The 22,404-nt window shown below is 59.2% G+C and carries 16 protein-coding genes and 1 pseudogene; 8 read left to right on the forward strand and 9 right to left on the reverse strand.

What is annotated here, in order from left to right; all coding sequences use genetic code 11:
• Positions 1 to 99: 99 nt before the first annotated feature.
• The 7 genes and pseudogenes from ASD12_RS21335 to ASD12_RS21365 all read right to left on the reverse strand — a co-directional run.
• Positions 100 to 1,209 (reverse strand): annotated as a pseudogene (locus tag ASD12_RS21335) (NAD-dependent succinate-semialdehyde dehydrogenase); the annotation flags it as partial.
• 256 nt (positions 1,210 to 1,465) lie between these two features.
• Entirely contained in the window at positions 1,466 to 2,836 is a 1,371-nt protein-coding gene (locus ASD12_RS21340) for an MmgE/PrpD family protein (RefSeq protein WP_056590666.1), read from the reverse strand.
• Positions 2,837 to 3,342: 506 nt separating this feature from the next.
• On the reverse strand, positions 3,343 to 4,107 hold the full coding sequence (locus ASD12_RS21345; RefSeq protein ID WP_056590670.1) for an SDR family NAD(P)-dependent oxidoreductase: 765 nt from the start codon (positions 4,105 to 4,107) through the stop codon (positions 3,343 to 3,345).
• Between the two features lie 41 nt (positions 4,108 to 4,148).
• Positions 4,149 to 5,294, reverse strand: a complete 1,146-nt coding sequence (locus ASD12_RS21350) for an ABC transporter ATP-binding protein (RefSeq protein WP_056590673.1) — start codon at positions 5,292 to 5,294, stop codon at positions 4,149 to 4,151.
• 46 nt (positions 5,295 to 5,340) lie between these two features.
• Positions 5,341 to 7,110: an ABC transporter permease subunit gene (locus tag ASD12_RS21355; protein ID WP_056590676.1), complete on the reverse strand. Its 1,770-nt coding sequence runs from the start codon at positions 7,108 to 7,110 to the stop codon at positions 5,341 to 5,343.
• Between the two features lie 11 nt (positions 7,111 to 7,121).
• Complete coding sequence (locus ASD12_RS21360; RefSeq protein WP_056590680.1) at positions 7,122 to 8,267, reverse strand: PotD/PotF family extracellular solute-binding protein; 1,146 nt, start codon at positions 8,265 to 8,267, stop codon at positions 7,122 to 7,124.
• A gap of 130 nt (positions 8,268 to 8,397) precedes the next feature.
• The gene (locus ASD12_RS21365) at positions 8,398 to 9,600 is read right to left on the reverse strand and encodes a LacI family DNA-binding transcriptional regulator (protein WP_244482929.1); all 1,203 of its coding nucleotides are present in this window, start codon (positions 9,598 to 9,600) and stop codon (positions 8,398 to 8,400) included.
• 516 nt (positions 9,601 to 10,116) lie between these two features.
• On the opposite strand from ASD12_RS21365, the gene ASD12_RS21370 reads away from it, so the two are divergent.
• The 8 genes from ASD12_RS21370 to ASD12_RS21405 all read left to right on the forward strand — a co-directional run bounded on the left by ASD12_RS21370 (position 10,117) and on the right by ASD12_RS21405 (position 19,661).
• Complete coding sequence (locus ASD12_RS21370; RefSeq protein WP_082525588.1) at positions 10,117 to 11,247, forward strand: ABC transporter substrate-binding protein; 1,131 nt, start codon at positions 10,117 to 10,119, stop codon at positions 11,245 to 11,247.
• 80 nt (positions 11,248 to 11,327) lie between these two features.
• Positions 11,328 to 13,409, forward strand: coding sequence for a hydantoinase/oxoprolinase family protein (locus ASD12_RS21375; RefSeq protein WP_056590686.1), 2,082 nt, complete (start codon positions 11,328 to 11,330; stop codon positions 13,407 to 13,409).
• A 12-nt stretch (positions 13,410 to 13,421) separates the two neighbouring features.
• Positions 13,422 to 15,206, forward strand: a complete 1,785-nt coding sequence (locus ASD12_RS21380; RefSeq protein ID WP_056590689.1) for a hydantoinase B/oxoprolinase family protein — start codon at positions 13,422 to 13,424, stop codon at positions 15,204 to 15,206.
• The gene (locus tag ASD12_RS21385; protein WP_244482930.1) at positions 15,207 to 15,992 is read left to right on the forward strand and encodes an ABC transporter ATP-binding protein; all 786 of its coding nucleotides are present in this window, start codon (positions 15,207 to 15,209) and stop codon (positions 15,990 to 15,992) included.
• Positions 15,992 to 16,747, forward strand: a complete 756-nt coding sequence (locus ASD12_RS21390) for an ABC transporter ATP-binding protein (protein ID WP_056590751.1) — start codon at positions 15,992 to 15,994, stop codon at positions 16,745 to 16,747. The genes ASD12_RS21385 and ASD12_RS21390 overlap by 1 nt, the downstream gene beginning before the upstream one ends.
• 20 nt (positions 16,748 to 16,767) lie before the next feature.
• Positions 16,768 to 17,658, forward strand: coding sequence for a branched-chain amino acid ABC transporter permease (locus ASD12_RS21395; protein WP_348271730.1), 891 nt, complete (start codon positions 16,768 to 16,770; stop codon positions 17,656 to 17,658).
• Positions 17,659 to 17,737: 79 nt separating this feature from the next.
• Positions 17,738 to 18,724, forward strand: a complete 987-nt coding sequence (locus ASD12_RS21400) for a branched-chain amino acid ABC transporter permease (protein ID WP_056590695.1) — start codon at positions 17,738 to 17,740, stop codon at positions 18,722 to 18,724.
• A 259-nt stretch (positions 18,725 to 18,983) separates the two neighbouring features.
• Positions 18,984 to 19,661 carry a TetR/AcrR family transcriptional regulator gene (locus ASD12_RS21405; RefSeq protein WP_056590698.1) on the forward strand — a complete coding sequence of 226 codons (678 nt, stop codon included), beginning with the start codon at positions 18,984 to 18,986 and terminating at the stop codon, positions 19,659 to 19,661.
• Positions 19,662 to 19,700: 39 nt separating this feature from the next.
• On the opposite strand, the gene ASD12_RS21410 is transcribed toward ASD12_RS21405, so the two are convergent.
• Both ASD12_RS21410 and ASD12_RS21415 read right to left on the reverse strand, forming a co-directional pair.
• Complete coding sequence (locus ASD12_RS21410) at positions 19,701 to 20,849, reverse strand: saccharopine dehydrogenase NADP-binding domain-containing protein (protein ID WP_056590701.1); 1,149 nt, start codon at positions 20,847 to 20,849, stop codon at positions 19,701 to 19,703.
• An 11-nt stretch (positions 20,850 to 20,860) separates the two neighbouring features.
• A complete protein-coding gene (locus tag ASD12_RS21415; protein WP_162252267.1) occupies positions 20,861 to 22,384 on the reverse strand; it encodes a class I adenylate-forming enzyme family protein in 1,524 nt (507 codons plus the stop codon).
• Between the last annotated feature and the right edge of the window lie 20 nt (positions 22,385 to 22,404).

Genomic DNA, 22,404 nt, shown 5'->3' on the forward strand with positions numbered 1-22,404 from the left:
GACCTCAGGCCGCTTCGGCGCGAGACGTCCATGCTGGCCGCCTGATCACCATATGTTCTAAAATGTCGGACAGATGCACTACTTTCGTGTCGTGACGCCAGTCGGCTCGTAGAACGTGCCTCCCAGGAGAGAACGCTTTCCGCCGCAGATAAGGCGCGCACCTTTCTCGAGAGCGTCGGAAACATGCTGTTCGACCTTGATGACGGCATTCTCGTCAATCAGAGGTCCCTGAGTAACATCGCTGACGGTGCCTCGGCCGAGGCACAGGCTACCGACAGCCTCGCGCATCTTTTCGATAAAGGTTTCGGCGACGCTCTCCTGCACGAAAATCCGGTTGGCACAAACACAGGTCTGGCCGCTGTTGCGAAACTTCGAGTCCATTACCCCTTTGACGGCTCGGTCGATGTTGGCGTCCTCGAAGAGGATAAAGGGCGAGTTCCCGCCGAGTTCAAGGGATAGCCGTTTGATGCTGTTGCCCGCGCGCGACATCAGCCAGCGCCCCACCGCCGTCGAGCCCGTGAAGGTGATCTTTGCGACCTTCGGGTTATCGCAAAACTCTTCTCCTATCGGCCGTGCGTTGCCGGTGATGACCGAAAAGGCTCCCTTCGGCACCCCCGCTTCCTCAGCGAGCACCGCGAGCGCGATAGCGGAAAACGGCGTCTGAGCTGCCGGCTTGAGGATGATCGTGCAGCCAGCAGCCAGCGCCGGGCCAGCCTTGCGTGTGATCATGCCGTTCGGAAAGTTCCATGGTGTGATGGCTGCACAGACGCCAATCGGCTGCTTCAACACCACGATGCGTTGGTTCGCTGAAGAGCCTGGCAAGACGTCGCCTTCTATGCGCTTTGCCTCTTCTGAAAACCATTCGAGATATCCAGCATTTCCCAGGACCTCACCTTTGGCTTCCGCAATGGGCTTGCCTTGCTCCGCCGTCAGGATTTTCGCCAGGTCGTCGGCATTTGCGACAACGAGATCGAACCATCTCTTGAGAATGCGAGAACGCTCCTTTGCCGTGCGGGCGGCCCACTCTTTTTGAACCTCGTGCGCCTTGTCGATAGCTGCCCGGGTATGCGTGATATCCAGACTTGGCACAAAGCCTAGTACGCTATTGTCAAATGGGTCCCTCACGGCGATGCCCTGGCCGATCGCAGGCAGCCATTCACCAGCAATATAGGCTGCCTCTCGAAACAGGTTCGGTCTTTGTAAATTCAGTTGTTCGGCGATATCAACTCTGTTCAGCATCGATCCATCACCTGTCTTACGCATCGGTTGCTCAGTTCCGCTCGGTATGGCGATCCTCAGCAATATGAGATCGGAACGGCGCGTTGCGCCCCTTCTACCCGGCAGTATGTTTCTTCAGGACGCCAAAGAAGATCGCGCCGTGAACCATCCTTGGCCCCGCGAAGGGCGAAGGGTTGGAAGCCGTGCAGCCATGGCCATACCGCGGACGGGACGCTGACAAGACTGGTCAGTTTGCCTGCAGCCGTTTCGGGAAGGTCAAAAGCGAAGCCAGCCGGGAAACGTCCTTTACCTCGTCGATCCCGATGACCGACGACTCGATCTCCTTGATCTCGCGATCGGAGAAAATACCGGCAAATTCCATACACTTTCCGTACTTGGCCAGCACATCGCTGACACCAAACCGACTGTTGTCCGGTTCACCAGGCGAGTCATGGCAGAGTTTCGAATACACCGTGCCGTCTTTCATAGTAACGGTGATCGGGCTGTCGAACGCCTCGACACCGCCCTTGGGCCAGTCCTGATGGACTGTCACACTGACCTTTTTGCGCGCCTCGCGCCACTTGGGATCAACTGCCTTCTCATCGGAGAAGCTGCTGAGAAACACCGTCTCGTCAAAGAAGCAGGCGACCGTGCAATGAGGCAGGCTGAAGCGGGCTTCCTCGGCGCTTGTAGGTTGGTCGTATTTCAGGATTTGCGAGTGCGTGACATTGATGCCGTGATCGATACTCGACACGTCGTCCCAACGGATATTGTGTTCGCGGATCAGTCCCAGAAGGCCATCCATGTTTCTATGCTTGAAAAAGCAGCAGGGGTACTTCTTGATGCCGACCGCGTAGATACGGTAGCCGTCGCCAAGTGCGAGGTCAAAAGCCGGTGTGTCGGCCCACAGGTAGCCAAAGCCGTGTGACCCCTCCAGAATATCTGGCTGCCCTGTATAGCCCATCGAGGCAAGCTCTGCCGCACAGATGCCATTTCGGCCAGAAAATCCGGCCTCTACGATGTGGGCACCACTGCCGGTCTGCTTGAGGATGCCCGCCGACTGCGATGCAGCGAGGCTGATCGCCGCAACGGTCTGGTCAACATTGAGACCCATCAGCTTAGATGCAGCGGCGGCGTTTCCGATTGTCCCAAGCGCTGCCCAGCTTGCCCAACCCTTCTTCATGCCCTTGTCAAATGCCAGACCAAGGCGTGCGGCAACCTCGTACCCCAGGATCAGTGCTTCGAGCAGTCGCGCCCCTGATAAGTTAAGCTTTTCCGACAGCGCAAAGACAGGCGGCCAATGCCCACAAGAATACATAGTCTCAGGAAAGCTGTCGTCTTCGAGTTCAGTTGCGTGAGCAGCATTGGCATTGGCGATAGTTGCGTATTCAACCGGAGCCCGAATGCCGGTGCCGAAAATGCCCGCGTCGGCAACGCCGCCTTTTGCCTGAACGTAGCGGATCACAATTTGACCCATCTTCATTCGAGTTCCTGCAACGTTCATGCCGACATGGCTTAGGCCCAGTATCTTGGCGTAGTCGACAACTTCGGCTGGGATGTCCTTCAAACCGGTGGCCACCACGAATTCTGCAAGCTCCCGCGTCGTGCGTGCGCCCATTGCCGTTCTCCTGATTCCCCGAACGTTTGCCAATGCTCAGATCGGAAGTTTCGAAATTCGGGACAAGTAACCAATTTTTAAAACTTAAACACAGACTTGAAACAGTGTCAATCGCGTTGACGTGGCGGTGGATGGGGCACCATTTGCTAAAAGGCATGGGGCCAGTTGGCTGTTGGTGTGAGCTGGAATCTCTGCGAGCCCGCCTGCGGGGACGCCGCCGCCGACCGCGATCATGATCGGCGCCTCTTGGCTTCAACGCCTCGACGTTTGTGAAGATCCGACACCGGGATTGGGCAGATCAGCCGTCTTCGATCTGCAGCGGGCGGCCAAATGCCCTACTCGCCGCCTCTTCCTGACGATCAATCGCCAAACACAAATGCCGCCCTCATAACAGCTGCCAAAGGTTGGCGACTATGTTGACGAACGACACCTTTTGATCACACCTAGTCGTCGCGTCGATGTCGCTGCGCTCGCCAGCTCTATGTGACCCCTAGTCCAAATATCCCTCAGATAGCGAGTTCGCCTCCGTCGATGCGGAATGTCGTCCCCGTCACGAAGGATGCCTCGCTGGAGGCGAGATAGGTGAACAAACCTGCGACTTCGGCCGGAATTCCCATCCGTCGCAGCGGCACCGCATTCTTGAGGAAGTCGGCGCGGACGTCGCTGGCCTTGCGACCCAGTCGTGCACTCATGACCTCAAGGTCGGAGGCGTTCATTTCGGTGTCTATCTGACCCGGAGCCACCGCGTTCGCCGTTATCCCGTACTCACCCAGCTCTACGCTGAGCGCGCGCATCAGAGCCATGACAGCGCCCTTGCTCGCGGCATACGCCGTCGATGGGGCGTGAGCCTCACCGCGCAAGCCGGCGATGGACGCGGTGGCCAAAAGACGCCCGCCCTTGCCAAATTCCACCATTGCCCGGGCGGCAGCTTGCAACGTCATCATGACGCCAATCAGATTGACATCAATGACGCGCATCCAAGAGGCGCGGCTGCCCGCCACGAATTCCTCGATCTGACCGACACCGGCGTTCGCCACACAGATGTCCATCCCTCCGAACTGCTTCGCCAGCTCGACGGCGCGCGCCAAGTCTTCATCTTTGGTAACGTCGCCCTGGATCCACCTCAGTTGCGGGTCCTGCAATGATTGGTCGATTACGCGATCGAGCGCCACTACCTTGGCGCCCTCGCGTAGAAATCGCTCAACCGTCGCATAACCAATACCGTTGCCTGCTCCGGTCACCAGAGCGACCTTATCGTGGAGAATTCCCATTTAGTCCTCTTGGTATGCGCCAAATATCATGTTTGGCTGGATCATTGCTTGGTGATTGACACTTCGCTGGGCTCACTTCCAGGCATCAGCTCCTGGTCGTTGTCCACCACGAACAGAACATCCTCGGGGCGCCAGGTCATGAAGATCCGGGCCCCGACGGGCGGCGGCACAAACGCATGAGCTCCGATGGAAACCTGGATGTTCAACCCTTGTTGAGTTAGAGCATGAATGTCGTATTCCGAGCCTGTGAACACACAGCGCTGTATGACGCCCGCCAGTTGATTTGCAGCAGGCGAGTTCTCTTCCGTCGAAATCGTCACGCGTCCACGCGGAAGGACTGCCGCCATGCGGGGACAGCCCGTCAGCCATGACGGGGCGTGTCCTTCAAGGGTAAGATCGGGGGCTTCCAGGCGCATCTGGTTACCCGAGCGCCGGACTTGGCCTCCCACAACGGTACCGACATTGATGAACCTCGCAACATGCGTCGTGCGGGGACTCCGGTAGAGGTCTTCGGGGGTGTCGATCTGCACGATCCGCCCACGATCCATGATCGCGATGCGGTCAGCGATTGCGCAAGCCTCCTCCTGATCGTGCGTGACATGAATGAATGTCGTTGCGGTTTCCTGCTTGAGGGCAACCAGTTCATCCTGCATCTGCCGACGCAACTTCAGATCCAGAGCGCCAAGCGGCTCGTCGAGCAACAGGACCGATGGACGGGTTGCCAGGGCGCGCGCAAGCGCCGCGCGTTGTTGCTGGCCGCCAGACAGCTCAGCAATTTTGCGTCTTTCCATGCCGTGAAGGCCAACGAGATCCAGCACCTCGCTCACACGTTGCTCGCGCTGCTTTCGGCTTTGGCCTGCCATCTTGAGGCCGAACTCGACATTGGTGCCTAAGCGCATGTGCGGAAAGAGTGCGTAACTCTGAAAGACTGTATTGGTCGGGCGCTGATAAGGCGCCCTTCTTGTGACGTCCTGACCGTCGATGGTGATCGAGCCGCTGTCCGGCTCGACAAAACCACCAATGATACGCAGGATGGTCGTCTTGCCGCAGCCGCTCGGGCCGAGGAGTGCGAAGAGCTCGCCTCGCTCGACCTCGAATGAAACGCCCGTCCCGTCGTCACCCAACGCAGGGCCTTGCTGCCCTGGATATCGCTTGGCCAGATCGGAGCATCGCAAGGCGGAAGACATTGTGCGGGTTCCTCTTTGCTTGAAGGAGTTCGCGTGGCACCTCACGCTAGGTGGCATGCTCGAGGGAGAATGGGCCTGCGGCACTGCCGCTACCCTTGCGTTTGCCGATATTCGACATGACCGCGCCGAGCACGAGCAGGATGAAGGAGGCCGTCAACAGCATCACGGCAACAGCCACGATTGCAGGAGTCACGCTGAAGCGAAGCTGTCCGAAGATGTACAAAGGCAACGTGCTGTCAGATCCGGTCACGAGAGCCGTCAGTATGAATTCGTCTATCGACAGCGCAAACGTAATGAGGGCGGCCGCCACAATCCCCGGGAGGGCCTGCGGTACAGACACCAGCAGGAACGCATTTGCCGGCGTCGCTCCCAGATCCATCGCGGCGAGTTCGAAGTTCGGATCCAAGCCTTCTAGCCGGATAAGGACGAGGAGCGTGACGATTGGCAGGCTGAGCACTGTGTGGCCGGCGATGATGGTCCACAGCCCGCGTTCTACCCCCAGGGCATTCAGCCCTATGATGATCGCCAGGCCGAGCAACATCGGTGGCAGAAATATCGGGATCGATACAATGGCCATGCTGAACTGACGCCAACGTCCCGGGCTGCGAGCAAGCTGGACAGCTGCGATCGTCCCGAGCACGAGGCTGATCCCGACCGCGGTGACAGCGACGATCAGGCTGTTCTTCATGCTCTCGATCATCAAGGGATCTTGAAACACAGCGGCAAACCATTGGGTGGTGAACCCAACGAAGGGGAAACCGATGCTTGGGTTCGCATTGAATGCAAAAATGAAAAGCAACGCGATCGGCGCATAGAGGAAGCCAAGAAACAGCAGCGAATAGGCCCGCAACCATGGCGCCCGTGTCGGCGTGAACGCACGCGAGAACGCCCCAACTTGCGCTGCCCCTCCGGTCGCCCAACGGAGCACCAAAAGCAGGCCGAACACGACGATCATCAGGATCAGGGCAAGAGCTGATCCAAAGCCCCATTGCACGGATGAGCCAAATTGCAGCTGGATGATGTTGGAGTAGAGGTAACCGTCGGTGCCGCCGATCAATTGCGGAGTGACATAGTCACCAAGAATTATGATCGCGCCAAACACAAAACCGCCCAGAATTCCGGTCCGGGCGATCGGCAACGTTACGTGCAAGAGTCCTTGCCAGGGTCTGGCACCAAGATCTGCAGCGGCCTCGAGAACAGTCGGATTGAACCGTTCGAGGGCGATGAAGGTGGTGAGAAACGCAAGTGGGAAGAGAAGATAGACAAAGGTAATTATGATCCCTGACTTGTTGAGTCCCAAGATCCACAGCGGCTGATCAATCAGCCCGATCTGCATAAGCCCTTGATTGATCAGACCGGTATCGCCCAGGAGGTTCATCCAGGCAAACACTCTGATCAGGTAGCTCGTGAAGAACTGCAAAACCGCAAACAGGACCCATAGCAGTCGCCGGTTCGGCGGCACCTTCGTTGCCACAAAATAGGCGAATGGGAATGTGACACAGACTGTTATCGCTGATGCGAGCCCCGCGAACAGCAAACTAAGCAGCAGCACGCGCCAATAGACCGCCTTTCCGAAAAATCGCGTGTAATTGCTCAACGTCCATTCCGGAACAATTTGCTGGTCAACTGTCGGCCACAGGGAATAAACCGCAAGGACCGCCATCGGTACAAAGACACCGACCACGACCACGGCGACCGCTGGAAGGCTCAGCAGCGGACTTTCCAGTCCGCGCTGCAGCCATCTGCGTCGGCGAGGCGCCTCTCGGACCTTTGCCGCTGGCATAGCGGCAATATCCACCGAGATGTCGTTGGGCATTGCAGACACCCTCAGCCCCCGACAACCTCGACGTAGGCCTGCGTCCATTCGGATGGATTGGCCGGCGGTCCCTGAAACAGCAATTTCTGGACAGCATCTGGTTTGTTTGCGCCACGGTCGAGCAGTTGCTGCGCGCCATCACCACCCTGGGCCAGCGTCCGCTCGGTGGCGGTCTTGCTGCACTGGGGGAATCCGTAGGTGGTGTAGAGGTATGTCTGAATTTCGGGACTGTTCCACACCTCGATGAATTTCAGCGCGCCCTTTCGGTTCTTGGCTCCGTTGACGACCATGGGGCCGTCGATCCAACCGAGGCTGCCTTCGTCTGGAATGACAGCCTTCACCACTTCCTTGCCTGCGGCGCGGTTGAGACGTGCCGCCAACGCGAGGCTGGAGGTCTCACCAATCCATGCCTTGCCGGTGCGCAAGGCATCCATCAGTATTTCATCACTGGGAGCAATCTGGAATGGCTTCAGCTTCGCCAAATGCTGCGCGGCCGCCTGGAGTTTGTCTCCCGTCATTGAGTAGATTTGGTCTCGCGGCACGCCCAGGCTGAGCCCGCTGATGGCCAGAAAATCCTCCGGCCCGTCTCTCATGATCACCTTGCCCTGGGGAAGCTTGGGGTCCCAAAGCGCGTTCCAGGAATATGGCTCCGCCGGTTTGAATTGTTCGATGTTCCAGATGAGACCTTCTGTGTCCCACATGTTCGGGAACAGCATCAGCTTATTGGGCTCAACAACGTAGGGGAACGACGTGTCTTCCCGGAAAACCGGCCACAGCTGGTCCCAACCTGGAATTTCCTTGATGTCCAGGGCCTCGATGAGCCCCGCCTTGTGGTAAGTCGGCGCGAACCCGCAATTGGCGAAGACAATATCGTAGGATCCTGCCCCGCCTGCCTTGACCTTGGTGAACATGTCCTGATCAGTCGCGGCGGGCACCCCGCGCACGTTGACCCCCGCCTTCTTCATGATGGCGACAATCTCCGGCGTGATATAGCTCGTCCAGCCGAGAACGACCACGTCCTCTTCGGCGGCGCGGACGGGGCCAGTCCCAAGAGCACCCACGCCGAGCGCGATACTGGCTGTGCCGGCCAGAAAGCCACGACGTGTCAATTCCGGCTGCGTGAAATTGATGGATCCGTTGCAGGATTGCGGTTTCATGGCTTCCCCTTGGACGTTGTTGCTTATTGTTCGATTTGACGTCCCCGCCGCGCCGGCGCCTTGGTGGAACGTTCCACGACTATCCCGCTCCCTTAGGTAAGGTGTCAAGGGCTACTCGTGAAAATATTATCTAACGTTTGGTAGGTACGGGCGTAGTGGAGAGGCGCACCACGAGGCGAGGCGGTAGGGCAACGCTGGTCAACGGCTTTCCATCGGCGTCGCCAGAAGGCCCGTCGATGGCGGTGTCGACCGCCATCCTGGCCAGATCCTTCATCGGTTGCGCGATCGTCGTCAGCGCAATGCGGCTGTGGCTGGCAATGGCTATATCATCGAAACCGACAAGCGACAGGCTTTCCGGAATCCCAATCCCAAGCGCGTCGGCAGCAGAGATGATCTCAAGCGCCACGCGGTCAAGGGCCGCAACCAGTGCAGTCGGACGATTTTTTCTCATCAGGAACTGCTTGAGAATTGGCTGGTAGTCGGGGCGCGGTTCGTTCTTGGGATTGCCTACCTCGCGCAAAAGGTGGGACGTCTCTATGCGAAGGCCCGCGACCTGCATGCCATGCTTGTAGCCTTTAAACCGCGCCGCTTCTACGTTGGGGTCGTTTCCCAACATGGCGCTGACGAAGCCGATCTTCTCGTGCCCCAGCGCCGCCAGATGCTCAACCGCGAGGCTGGTCCCGGCACTATCGTCAACAGCGATAGACAGCTCCTGATCCATCCGGATGCCGACAAATACTTTGCGGATTTCGGGGCCGATGAGCGCAAGGGCCTTTTTGCCTGGTGATGACAAAAACATCATCGCTGCTACCCGATGCTCGATAAGGCTTTTCACCCGGCTGCTCTGGTGCTCCAGCAGGCTGCCCGTGACCACGAGCAGAATGCTGTGCATCCGTTTTGCGGCACACGCTTCGATATATGTGGCGAGTTCGGCGTGAAAAGGGTTGGTTAGGTCGTCCACCACCACGCCAAGCACCTTGGATCTCTGGCGCATATACCTGGCGCCGGCGTTTGGCCGATAGCCGAGCTCGTCAATCGCCTTCAGGACGCGCGCGCGTATGCCGGCATCGACGGTCTCCTTGCCCTGCAGGACGTTTGACACCGAGGACTTTGAGACCCCAGCGTAGGAAGCGACATCGATGATGGTCGGTGGCCTGCGCATTTTTTCGAACCAGCCTTCCTCAGTAATTCGTTCCATCCAGAACCGGTACGCGCTGGATCGCGACGTCACGATATCGGCAATCTTGATGATGTCGGCAAGCGGCGATTTCACACCAGACAGACGGGTAGGGTTGAGGATTCTCAATCCTTTCAGCCTTTGCGCCAAAACCACTCAGCGTCCTGGGCGTCCGCAAAACGCTTTAGCCGTTCTGATAAATTTGTCTGATCTGGCGACATCACCGATGAGAATTTGACACAGCTGGTCTGCGGCCTGACGTTGCGGCACCAAGGTGAGAGTGCGGATCCAACCTATCGGGGCCTTTATGGCGCAAGGAATCCGGTAGGCACCGGTCGTGGGGCGCGGCTGTGCCGGCAAGTGCGACTCTGCAGCGAGGTCGCGGCCGGCAGGAGGTTTGGCCGCGACGCGCATGCTTGTTCTCCGACCCCATTGCTTCACGGCCAGCCTCGCCGTCGCGAACAGATGCCTTGTTACGATCGCAGTTTCTAGAGCCCTGCCACGTGCAGTTCGGCGCTTGACAAGAACTTAACATTCTATCTTATTAATGAGCGTTAATTAAGGGAGAACAACATGGCTGCGCATATCCAAAGAAAACAAGGAACCTCGTTCGGTCGTGCCCTCATCCATCGGGCCGCGCTGGCGACAGCAATGCTATCGGCAACATCTGCAATGTCATGGGCCGACCCGGTAACGATCGGCTTCGCCACCGCGCAGTCAGGATGGATGCTTGCCTATGACGGCGATGGTAGGAACATGGCCCAGTTGTGGATAGAGGATCGCAACAAGGCAGGCGGCTTGCTCGGTCAGCCGATCAAAACGATCATGGCCGACACCAAATCGGATCGCGTCGAAGGCGCGCGCGCGGGCCAGTCCGTCGTCGACCAGAGCGCCAACATCGTCATCGTGTCGTGTGACTACGACCAGGGCTCTCCCGCGGCGGGCGCTGCCCAGAGAGCCAACCTGATCTCCGTCTTCCTCTGCGCGGAGGACCCCAAGGCTGGCGTACAGGGCGTCGGGGCGAATTCATTCACCACCTCGGCGGCTGCACATGTGCAAGGCGCGGTCGCGCTGCACTGGGCGGCGGAGAATCTCGGCGTCAAGCATCCCTATGTCCTGCTCGATACAGCTGCCGAGTACAACAAGTCGCTTTGCGCCGGCTTCCGCTGGGCGGCTTCACAGACCGATGGCGTCAAGATTGTCGGCGAGGATAGTTTCAAGAACGACGACCCTTCAATTCAGTCGCAGATCACCCGCATCACCGCTTCGGCCGACCAGCCTGATGCCATTATGCTGTGCAGCTTCACGCCCGGTGGCGCGAGCGCGATCCGCCAGATCCGGGCGGCCGGCATCAAGGCGCCCATCCTGTCGGGCAGCGCGATGGACGGAACCTACTGGACGGATGCCGTTCCCGGCCTGAGTGACTTCTACGTTCCGGTCGCAGCGTCGGTACATGGCGATGATCCTCGCCCGGAGGTTCAGGCCCTCAACGAGCGTTACAAGGCTCGCTACGGCACCCTTCCCGCGACGACCTATGCCTACCCTATCTATGCTTTCCTGGACCTTTGGGCAGGCGCGGTCGAAAAGGCGGGAACGGCGGACTCCGCCAAGGTCACCGACATCCTCAACACAATGCATGACGAACAGACCTTCATCGGGCCGCGCAGCTTCACGCCTGAGCTGCACATCCAGCAGAATGCCAAGATGCAGATCCTTCAGTACAAGGACGGCAAAGTCAAAGTCATAAGCAATTACGCGCTGCCCCAGCCGGTACCCGTCGACGTGCTCTTCGGCCAGAACTGACTCCCTTTCTGGTCGGCGGGCCCCGGCAGGCGGACCCCGGGGCCCGAACGTATTCCTGGATGAGCGCGAGTAGGAGACAGATGGCGTACGTAATTTCGCTTGATACCGGCGGAACATTCACCGACGTGGTGGTGGTTGGTCCCGACGGTGTGCCTGTGATCGGCAAGGCGCTGACCACCCACGACCGGATCTTTTCCGGTATGCGGGAGGCGATTGCCGCGGCCGCGGCGGAAAAATCTCTTTCGTTGGAGCAGTTGCTCGCCGAAACGGATCTGCTCGTCTATGGGACAACGCGCGCAACCAATGCAATCGTGACGAAACGCGTTGCAAAAACCGCTTTCGTCACGACCGCCGGGTTCCCGGACATTCTCGTCTTGAAGGAAGCCGGCAAATTCGATCCGCACGATTTTCGCACGCCTTATCCCGACCCTTACATTGCCCGCCGGCACACCTTCGAAGTGAGCGAGCGTATGAGTTCGGAAGCAACCGTCGCCATCCCCTTCGACGAAAGGCAGGCTCGAGCGGTAATCGGCGAGATCGTGGCACAGAAGTTCGAGGCGGTGGCTGTCTGCTTCCTATGGTCGGTTGCAAATGGTGAGCATGAACGCCGCTTCGGGCAGCTGTTGGATGAGCTTGCCCCCGGTCTGCCCTATACGCTGTCTCATGAGCTGATCCCTATCGTGCGGGAATATCGTCGCGCTTCGGCCACCGCGATCGATGCCTCGCTCAAGCCGTTGATGCAAAGCCACTTGCGGGGACTCGAATCCGATCTTCGCAATGCCGGTTACAAAGGCGAAATACTCGTCTCCACGACCTCGGGCGGGTGCACCAACATCGACGCGATGGTCGCCAAGCCCATCTACACGATCGGTTCCGGCCCAGCGATGGCGCCGATTTCGGCGAAGGCTTATGCGGCCCAGGAGCGCTTCGGTGACAATGTCATCGTCTGCGACACCGGGGGCACGACCTTTGATGTCGGCTTGGTGCGTGACGGCAGGCTGACGTTTACCCGCGAGACCTGGCTAGGCCCGCAATACACCGGCGATCTGATGGGCATTTCGGCCGTTGACATGCGATCCGTCGGCGCTGGCGGTGGTTCGATCGCCTGGATCGACGAGGGCGGACTGATGCATGTGGGACCGCAATCGGCAGGATCGGAGCCTGGCCCGGCCTGCTATGGCCGAGGCGGCCTACAGCCAACTGTTTCAGATGCAGCCGCCGTCCTTGGCTATTTCGATCCGAACTACTTTCTTGGCGGCCGCATGAAGCTTGACGTTGCCGCCGCGCGTCGCGCCATCGAGACCATCTCGTCGCGCATCGGCTTGACCGTAGAGGAATGTTCCTTCCGCATTCTGACGCTCGCCAGCGAGCTCATGATCCGCGCCATCGGCGACATCACGATCAATGAGGGCCTGGATCCGCGTGAAAGCGCTATCGTGGCTGGCGGTGGCGCTGCCGGTATGAACATCATGCTGATTGCAAAGGAGCTTGGCTGCAAGAGGGTCATCCTTCCCAAGACCGCTTCGGCGCTCTCTGCTGCCGGTATGCAGTACGCCAATATCGTCGCCGAAGAGACCGCAAGCCATGTCACGTCGACAGAAGACTTCGACCTCGCCGGTGTTGGTCGGGTTTTGGATTCCTTGACCGCCAAGTTGCACGCGTTCGCTGAAGGCCTGGCGCATGACAGGAACGATCACGCGATCGAGTATATCGCGGAAGCCCGTTACGCGGGGCAGGTATGGGAGCTCGATACGCCGATCCCATCGGGCCATCTCAAGGACCTCGCATCCGTCGCTGAACTGCAGGAGGAGTTTCATCGCACCCATGAACGTGTCTTCGCTGTCCGCGATGAGGGTAGCGCTGTCGAGTTCATCAACTGGAAGGCGCGGCTCAGCATTCCGCTGGCCGATCCTCCAGCCCCGATTGCGGATGCCGACATCGTTGATGCAGCTTCAGCCAGCAAGGATCCTGTTCCGAGGCGCGATTGCTATTTCGGTGATGTGAGGGCAGTCGCCACTCCGATCTACAAGGCACGCAGCATCGCGCCTGGCATGCGCATCACTGGCCCGGCCATCGTTGAGGAGCCGACCACAACACTGGTGGTGTACCCGGGCATGTCGGTGACGCTCAGCGCCGCTGGCAACTACCTGCTCGAGATTTGAGGGGCGGTTGAGATGGCAACCACAGACAAAACTCCTTTTGATCCATTCCTCACAGCAATCATCGCAAACCGGATGGACGCTATCATCCGCGAGATGACCAACACCATGCTGCGGGCGGCGCGTTCGGCCGTCATCAACAGCGCTCGCGACTTCAGCTGCTCCATCGTTACTGCTGACAACCAGTTACTGGCTTCGGCCGAGGGCCTGCCAATCCACATCTTTGGCAGCGACCTTTTGACGTCGGCGATGCAGAAATTCCATCCTGGCGATATCCAGGAAGGCGACTGCTATCTGCACAATGATCCCTATACCGGAAACAGCCACGCTGCGGATCACGCCTTTCTTGTGCCGGTGTTCGTTGAAGGCGAACACATGTTCACGGCGGTAGCCAAGGCCCACCAGGCGGATATCGGCAATGCCTTGCCGACGACATACATGGCTGGCGCCCAGGACCAATATGCCGAGGGCGCGTTGATTTTTCCCGCGGTCCGGATCCAGCGCGACTACAAAACCAATGACGATATCGTACGCATGTGCCGGGCCCGCATCAGGGTTCCCAACCAGTGGCATGGCGACTTCATCGCAGGCATCGGCTCTGCCCGTATCGCCGAACGTCGACTGAAGGAACTCTGCGCAAAATATGGCAAGGAGACAATCCGCGCCTTCATCGCCAACTGGCTCGACTATTCCGAGGAGTTGATGGTGAAGGCGCTACAGTCGATGCCCGCGACGCGGCTTTCCAACTCAGGAAGGCTCGACCCGCTGCCGGGTCTGTTGCCTGACGGAGTGCCACTCAAGGTCTCGCTCGAGATTGATCCAACCAAAGCGATGGTCGATATCGATCTCCGAGACAACATCGATTCCGTTCCTGTGGGCCTGAACCTGAGCCTTGCCAGCGCGTCTGCAGCCGCGGTGGCGGGAGTGTTCAACTCACTCAGCTTTTCGGTGCCTCGCAATGCCGGATCATTCCGCCGCATCAGTTTGCAATTTCGCGACGGATCAGTGATCGGCAAGCCGAAGTTCCCGCACAGTTGCTCGGTATCGACCACCAATCTGGCTGACAGGCTCATCAACACCGTACAAGCCGCCTTTGCCGAGGTCAGTCCCAAATGGGGGTTGGCCGAAGGCGGACTGGGTGTCGGGCTCGGTTACGCGGTGGTCTCCGGAAACGACTATCGCTTCGGTGGCGAGCCCTATGTCAACCAGTTGGTTCTGGGTTCCGCAGGGGGACCCGGCAGCCCGGTCGCGGATGGCTGGCCGACCTATGGTATCCCTGTGGTGGCAGGGTTGATGTATCGCGATTCCATCGAGATCGACGAACTCAAGCACCCGCTTCAGGTCGTATGCATTCGGCTGCTGACCGGGACGGCCGGTGCTGGCCAGTTCCGTGGCGGAGCGGCGCTGGAGATGGCGGTGACGCCGAAGGAACTGCCGATACAGTTCATCTGGGCCTGCGACGGCGGAGAGACGCCGCCAAAAGGGGTCCGCGGCGGTCGGGACGGCACACATGCGGCGCACTGGATCGTTCGACCGGATGGGACTGAGGAGCTGCTCCCAAGCCTTGTCATCATCAGTCTGCAAAAGGGCGAAACACTGAAGGGCTGCCATACATCCGGCGGAGGCTACGGCAGGCCCCATGATCGCGACCCGGCACTCGTGCTCAAGGACGTAGTTGAACGTTACGAGACCCTTGAACGTGCGAAAGCCATCTACGGAGTGGTCTTAAGCGGATCGATGTCGGACGAAACTCTCAGCGTCGATGTCGAGGCGACCGCTGCGCTTAGGAGGGCTTCTTGAGTGCATCTGGCGCGTTCTCGCAACAGTCTCTTCCATCCGGAGAGCGATGTGAACATTAGTGACGGGATCAGCCTTGCGACCGAAAGTGTGTCGGTGAGTTTCGAGGGTCTTCGAGCCCTTTCAGATGTAACGCTGTCGATCGCCAAAGGGGAAATCATCGGCCTTATCGGCCCCAATGGCGCTGGCAAGACGACACTGGTGAATTGCCTCACCGGCTTCCAGAAACCCTCGTCGGGGCGGGTTACGTTCGGCGCTCGCGACACCACCAAGTGGAAGACAGCGAGATTTCGCCAAGCAGGTATCGCGCGAACCTTCCAGGGCGGACGGCTTTTCCGTGACATGACGGTGCAACAGAACGTCGAGGTTACTGCCGTCGCTCTGGGCCTGTCACGCCGCGCCGCAGCCCACGAGGCAGCATTGCTTTTGGACTGGATGGGCATCGGACACTTGCGCGGGCAGCTTGCGAGCACCCTGCCCTACACCGACGAGCGCAGGGTCGCTATTGCCCGCGGACTCATTCGGTCGCCTGATTTCCTGCTGCTGGACGAACCGGCTGCGGGCATGTCGGATCACGAGTGTGAGGAACTCATGTCGCTGGTCCGCTCGATTCCCAGGGATCATGGTTGCGGTGTTCTCTTGATCGAGCACAACGTTGCCGTAGTGCTTGGCTTGTGTGCTCGTATCCACGTCCTGGATGGAGGTCGCACGCTTGCCGAAGGCACGCCTGCCGACGTTCGAGCCAACAAGTCCGTGATCAGCGCCTATCTCGGCGCGGAGGCGGAATGATGAGTGAGGACCACATCCTTCGTGTCACGGATCTGCGCATTGCATACGGCCGTGTTCAGGTCCTGCATGGCGTATCGTTTGATGTACCTGCCGGCGCACTCGTGGCAATCGTGGGGCCAAACGGTGCGGGTAAATCCTCGACGCTTTCGGCGATCGCGGGAGGCGTGGCCGCCGCCGGCGACGTCCGTTTCGACGGTCGACCAATCCTGGGTCTCAAACCCGAAGCGATCGCACGCTCGGGGCTTAGCTTTGTGCCCGAAGGCCGTCACGTCTTTGCCAGCCTGAGCGTGGAGGAAAACCTCCGGATCGGGACATTCATGCGCGGTGACCGCCCGCGAGCGGAACGGGATCTGCAACTTGTCTTGAATTACTTTCCGAAACTCAAGGAGCGCATTCGTCAGGCAGGGGGAAAACTGTCGGGCGGCGAGCAGCAAATGCTGGTGATCGGGCGCGCGCTCATGACCCAACCAAAACTCATGCTCATTGACGAACCGAGTCTCGGCCTGGCTCCTCGCATTGTCGAGGAGGTCTACGCCATTCTGCATCGATTGCGGTCGCAAGAAGGCGTCAGCATCCTTGTGAACGAGCAGAGTTCGCGTCGGGTGATGAACTTCGTCGATGAAATCATCGTTTTGCGCGATGGCCGAGTACAGCTGAAGGGCCGCCCCTCCGACCTGGCGAAGAGCCATGCCTTGCACGACGCCTATTTCGGCACGGGAACCTTTGATCGCGATTCCGGGGAGGCGGTACACTGACATACTTTGTCCAGACTTTCATCGATGCGCTCAGCCTCGGAAGCCTCTACGCGCTTGCTGCCCTGGGGATTGGCCTCCTGTTCGGCATTATGCGGCTGATCAACTTTGCCCATGGCGAGTTCGTGACAGTGTCGGCTTATGCGCTCATTGTTCCTACGGCCGACGTCACCGCCAAGTTGTTCATTGGTGGCTGGAGCTGGCCACTGTTGATCTTGGCGATCCTGGCGTTCGGCATGGCGATAGCGCTTCTTTCGAACCTGCTGGTCTTTCGACGCTTGCGAAATGCCGCGCCCCAGAACCTGATGGTCGTGTCCTTCGCGCTCGGCTACATCATCCAGAATCTGCTGATGATGGTCTATGGCGCGCGCCCCAAGGCCATTGGCCTGTGGTCGTCGCTGACGCAAGCCACCGAGCTCGGCGGCATCCGGATCCCGCTCCTTCAGCCGGTGACGATCGGCGTGACCTTGCTGCTCCTGCTTGCGATTCTTTTTTTCATGCGCAAAACGTCCTTCGGCATCCAGATGCGCGCCGCGGCTGAGGATTTCCGGATGGCCCGCTATCTGGGGGTACGCGCGGATTTCGTCATTGCCTTGTCCTTCGCACTGAGTGGCCTTCTGGCGGGCGTTGTTGCCTTGCTTTACGTCGTGCAGACGGGCCTCCTCGCGCCGACCATGGGCGTCAACATCGTGACCTTCGCCTTTATCGCGACCGTAATAGGCGGCATGGGCAGCCTGCCCGGCGCGGTGCTTGGCGGGCTGCTTGTCGGGATCGCCACCTCGCTGCTGCAGGCCTATCTGCCGGACAGCATCCGGGCGTTCCGCGACGCCTTTGTTTTTCTGTTCGTGATCTTGCTGCTGCTGGTTCGCCCTTCGGGAATTATCCGCCTGAAGCAGTTCGAAGAAAGGGTCTGAGATGCAAGCTCAAGGCCAGGTTTCGACATCGATTGTGTCCAACGGACGAGGCCCGATCTGGGGTCAAGTGCAGACGCCAATGGTGCTTGTGATCATGCTGGGGCTGATCGCATTGATCAGCAGCTACTTTGGCGGGTCGGCGCAGACCGTGACCGAGATGATGATCCGTGTGGTGCTCGTTGTCGGTCTTTATGTCTTCGTCGGCAATTCAGGCATCCTATCCTTCGGCCATATTAGTTTCATGTCGATCGGCGCCTACGCCTTCGTGTGGTTGAGCTGCTGCACGCTGCCGATGCTAAAGCCGATGAACCTGCGAGGTCTGCCGGAATTCCTGCAGCACATAGCGTTGCCCTCGCCGATCGGTCTGCTCGGGGCGGCCGTACTGGCGGGCGCCGTGGCAATTGTGGTTGGGGCCATTTTGATGAGGTTGTCAGGGACCGCGGCCTCCATCGCAACCTTTGCATTCCTGGCTGGGCAATATGCATTCTATATGAACTGGAGTGGCGTCACCGGCGGAACCGCGCTTCTGGCGAACTTGCCCGTCTTTGTCGGGCCGGCAGTTGGCACCGGTCTGGCGGCCTTGGCCATATTGATTGCGTGGCTTCACCAGGAATCTCGATTCGGATTCATGCTTCGGGCAGCACGCGATGATCAAACCGCTGCAAAGGGGTCTGGCGTCAACGTCTGGTTTGTTCGAACAGTCGCATTCAGCCTCAGCGGCCTGATCGTCGGCGTTGGCGGAGCGATGCATGCCGGCTTTCTCGGTATCGTGACGGTCGATGCCTTTTACTTGCCACTTACCTTCCTGACTTTGGCGATGCTGATCGTCGGCGGTTCCCGAAGTTTGTCAGGCGCGGTCATCGGCGTTGTTGCCCTCACCGCGGTGACCGAAATATTGAGGCAGTTCGAATCAGGAATCCCGGTCGGCAATTCAGTTTTGAGCCTTCCTGCCGGACTTCAGGAAGTGGGGCTCGGTCTGGCCATCATCCTTGTCATGATGTTTCGGCCAGCCGGAATCATGGGCGGGCACGAACTTACGTTCGGTTCAATCTGGCCCAAGCGTTGACTATCGCAACAGGACATCAGCTGTCAGCGATTTTCAGTGACTCCCTTGGCTGGTGTTGGCTCAAGCCGCAAAGAATAATTTCCGGTGATATTCCGTCCATCAGCCGCTCTCACAAGCAGGTGTGATATTCTCATGCCGCGCGTGTCAGCCGGCCTAGGGAGCGCCAAGCCTCTTCAAGCCGTTGGGGTGCCACAATCTTTGGCGCCACGGACGTGTTTGTCCTATATAGGAATGAACGTTAGTAAGGGCATAGATTCGCATGGCGCAGATTGATGGCGAAAGAGACAGTGCGATGGCCGACACCGAAGCGACCATTGAGCTGATGCCTGGCGCTGCCACGCGGGGGGTTCCGCGTTCAACCACACGAGATCGGCTTATCGAAGCGGCGGTTGAGCTGTTCGGCGCCAACGGCTTCAATGAAACATCCATGCGTGACCTCGCCACGGAAGTCGGCATCAAGGCTCCAGCGCTTTACAATCACTTTCGATCGAAGGAGGAGATCTTCATTGAGGCGATCACGGTCACTCTCGAAGACTTCCATTCGGCGGTCACGAAACGCGACAATCCAGCGCTTTCGGGGCTCGAGCGCCTCGAAAATATGGTATCGCGACATGTCATCTACCAGATTGAACACGCCAGGATCGCCAAGGCCAATGATCGACTGATCGAATCTTCGGCCATGGATCGGCTCGGTCGCGAGCAGCGTGAAGCGATAAGATCAATGCTTCGAAAATACCTCGACACCATGACCGACGTATGCACGCATGTGGTGCGCGATGCCGGTCGTGAACCCAAGGACGTGCGCCTGGTCGCCCTTGCGATCGGATCCATGTGCGACAAGGTGCTGTCCTGGTACCGCCCGAGCGGCAAATATCCGAAACAGAAGATTGCGGCTCACTTTTGCCGGCTTGCCCGAAGCATGCTCGACGCCGAATAGACCGTGATAGAGGTGTCTGCCGAGGACTTTGGAGACCATTCAGACGAGCAGGTCCCGAATCCTCAGCCTTTCACCAGCCTGTCCGTCCTTGAGCGAAGACAGCGTCAGCCCACCGCCTCCGAGACTGACGTCGCGCAAGATTGAAAAGAAATCCTTGGGCGAGACGATCTCAGGTGGGAACACGCCCCTTTGGCTGATCCGGTCCTGCATCATGAGGATGACACCAACAGCGGCGGGGATACCGGTGGAGTCGTCCATCCCGCCATCGCTGCCAGACGCAAAGCGCAGGCCGTTGCCCTTCGTGTGGACATCAATTATCAGACCGCTGCCTATGCGCGGCGCAGCCGCACGCTGGTCGCGGTAATGCAAAAACAGATCGACGGCGGCATCGGTCAACGCGCCTTTGGTCCTCCGCTCATCTGCAATGTGCGCAAGACACCATCCTGTGACCAAGGCTTCTTCAGGATTGAGACCTCCGAAGTTGGAGGCGCGTTTAACCGGAAGGTACTGGGGTACTGTTATTGGTTCAGGATGGGCAAGCCGTACGAGACGCTGGAGCCCGACGGGAGCGGGAAAATCCATCTCGCGAAATTCGAGCGCATCCCAACCCGCAACATCGTGGGTGGTGCCGTCCGGATCGACAAGATTGAAACAGTGCCAGAAATGGCGCACCGCTGCATTTGTCATATCGGCCAGATCAACCGTCCAGTAGATGTCTACGTCCTCAACCGGGCCGAGCCTGTCGACCGCCGCCCTGATGAGGATGTTCGTCGTGCCGGGAGACGAGCCCATGCCGATCAAGGCCGAAACACCGGCAGCCTCCGCCGCCCCATTCCGGGTAAGCATAGGGATCGTGACGTCAGCATCGTCCGAAATATCGAGGTAGTTGGTGCCGTTGGCGATTGCGCGGTCAAGGATGGCGGTCCCCGTCCTGTAATAGGGGCCAGCCATGTTGACCACGAGATCCGTCTGGGACAGCAGCGTGTCGAGTTGGGCGCTATCGGCCAAAGCATCCATCTGCTGCGTGGCAAAACCCATTGACTGAGCAGCAGTTTGCGCTTCTGGGCGCCAAGCGCGGTCCAGCGCCAGACAGTCCTGAGTTGCACCGCCACGGGCCAATGCTCTGAGCATGGCCTGTGCCTGCGAGCCGCCGGCGCCGATGATGACGGCCTTCCACTTCCTTGCCATCTCGTGGCCTCCTATTTCGATTGTGTTTGGGATTCCAGATAACCAGCTCGGATGGCTCGCCGGTCGAGCTTTCCCGACGCGGTTCGCGCCAGGTCGGTGCTTGCGATGATGCCCTCGGGCACTGCATAGCTTGGCAATCGACGGCGCAGAAATTCACGCACGGCCTCCACGTCCACAACCATATTCGGGCGTGGCTCCACAGCAGCGTAGACGCTGTTTTGAAGGACCGGATGCGGCACTGCAAAGACCACGGCCTGCGCGATAGAGGGGACCTCGGCCATCACGGCTTCGATAAAAGACGGCAGGATTTTCTCCCCACCTCGATTGATGACGTCGTCCCGCCGTCCGACATGGTAGAGGAGACCTCTTTCCCGCCGCTCCGCAAGGTCGCCAGTGCGCAGCCAGCGCCCGTTGAGTTTCTCGGCGGTGGCGTCCGGGCGCCGCCAGTATTCGCCCATACGGGTATCGCCTGCCACCCATATCTCTCCGACGGTACCGTCGGCCACATCCTGTCCGTCTTCACCGACAAGCCGCAACTCGACCCCTTCCGCAGCGTAGCCGATCGAGGCGCCGTGGGTCAGGATCAGCCCGGCTGGGAGTACCGTGCAGCAGGAGGTGAACTCGGTGAGACCATAGCCATGCCACAGCCGCAGACTCGGCCAACGCTCGTGCATTTCAAGTGACCACGGCGCAGGCATCGGAGAACCGCCGAAAAAGACGTCCGTGGCCGGACCATAGACGGCATCGGCTCCGTCGTCCGTCATCATCATGCGCAAAACACTTGGTACAGCGGTTACGAAAGTCGTTGGCCTGCGGCGGCACGCGGCGACCGCCTCTTGCGTGCGGTATCTTAGCAGTAGGTCCGCCCGCCCGCCGCATAGCAACATCGTGCCGAGCTGATCGACGAACCCCGTATTGTGAAAAAGCGGGGCCACTATGAGCGTCGAAGTACTTTCGTCTGCCTGAATGAGATCCACGTAAACTTGCGACGCCTTGCAAAGCGCATCATGACCGATGACGGCGCCCTTTGGCGTGCCCGTGGTTCCCGACGTGAAACTGATCACTGCGTTCTCGGTCGCAAGCGGCATGTCGGGAAGGGCGACGTTGGTTGAATCAACCGATCCGAATGGGGTTGCGGCAGTGCCGTTGATAGAGAGGATACGGAGGCCGGTGCAATCCTCGAACAGTCGCACATGGACATCATCGGCCAACGCAAATCGCGCTTCCAGCAGGGCGACGAGGTCGCTAACCTGTGCGGGCGCCAGCCGGTTGTTCATCGGAACGGCCATCGCTCCGATGCGAAGGATCGCGAGGTAGGCAACCACCCATTGCCATGTATTGTCGCCAACGACGACGACACGCTCCTGGCGCCTCACCCCAAGTGTCACCAAACGCGATGCCGCTGCCTCTACCTCAGCCTGCAGACGCGCGTAAGACAGCTCCTCGTCTGCGTCGGTGAGAGCAATTGCGTTGGGGCGCAGTTTGGCTTGATCCACCAAAGCGTCGACGATGTTTGTATAAGTGCGCTCGCTCACGACGTCGTTCCGGATCAAAG

The organism is Mesorhizobium sp. Root102, assembly GCF_001425625.1.
Taxonomy (GTDB): Bacteria; Pseudomonadota; Alphaproteobacteria; order Rhizobiales; family Rhizobiaceae; genus Mesorhizobium.

Coding starts and splice junctions, on each gene's coding strand:
- ASD12_RS21340 (WP_056590666.1), bottom strand. CDS start 2,836: ATGGGCGCACGCACGACGCGGGAGCTTGCAGAATTCGTGGTGGCCACC.
- ASD12_RS21345 (WP_056590670.1), bottom strand. CDS start 4,107: ATGGGAATTCTCCACGATAAGGTCGCTCTGGTGACCGGAGCAGGCAAC.
- ASD12_RS21350 (WP_056590673.1), bottom strand. CDS start 5,294: ATGTCTTCCGCCTTGCGATGCTCCGATCTGGCCAAGCGATATCCAGGG.
- ASD12_RS21355 (WP_056590676.1), bottom strand. CDS start 7,110: ATGCCCAACGACATCTCGGTGGATATTGCCGCTATGCCAGCGGCAAAG.
- ASD12_RS21360 (WP_056590680.1), bottom strand. CDS start 8,267: ATGAAACCGCAATCCTGCAACGGATCCATCAATTTCACGCAGCCGGAA.
- ASD12_RS21370 (WP_082525588.1), top strand. CDS start 10,117: ATGTCATGGGCCGACCCGGTAACGATCGGCTTCGCCACCGCGCAGTCA.
- ASD12_RS21375 (WP_056590686.1), top strand. CDS start 11,328: ATGGCGTACGTAATTTCGCTTGATACCGGCGGAACATTCACCGACGTG.
- ASD12_RS21380 (WP_056590689.1), top strand. CDS start 13,422: ATGGCAACCACAGACAAAACTCCTTTTGATCCATTCCTCACAGCAATC.
- ASD12_RS21390 (WP_056590751.1), top strand. CDS start 15,992: ATGAGTGAGGACCACATCCTTCGTGTCACGGATCTGCGCATTGCATAC.
- ASD12_RS21400 (WP_056590695.1), top strand. CDS start 17,738: ATGGTGCTTGTGATCATGCTGGGGCTGATCGCATTGATCAGCAGCTAC.
- ASD12_RS21405 (WP_056590698.1), top strand. CDS start 18,984: ATGGCGCAGATTGATGGCGAAAGAGACAGTGCGATGGCCGACACCGAA.
- ASD12_RS21410 (WP_056590701.1), bottom strand. CDS start 20,849: ATGGCAAGGAAGTGGAAGGCCGTCATCATCGGCGCCGGCGGCTCGCAG.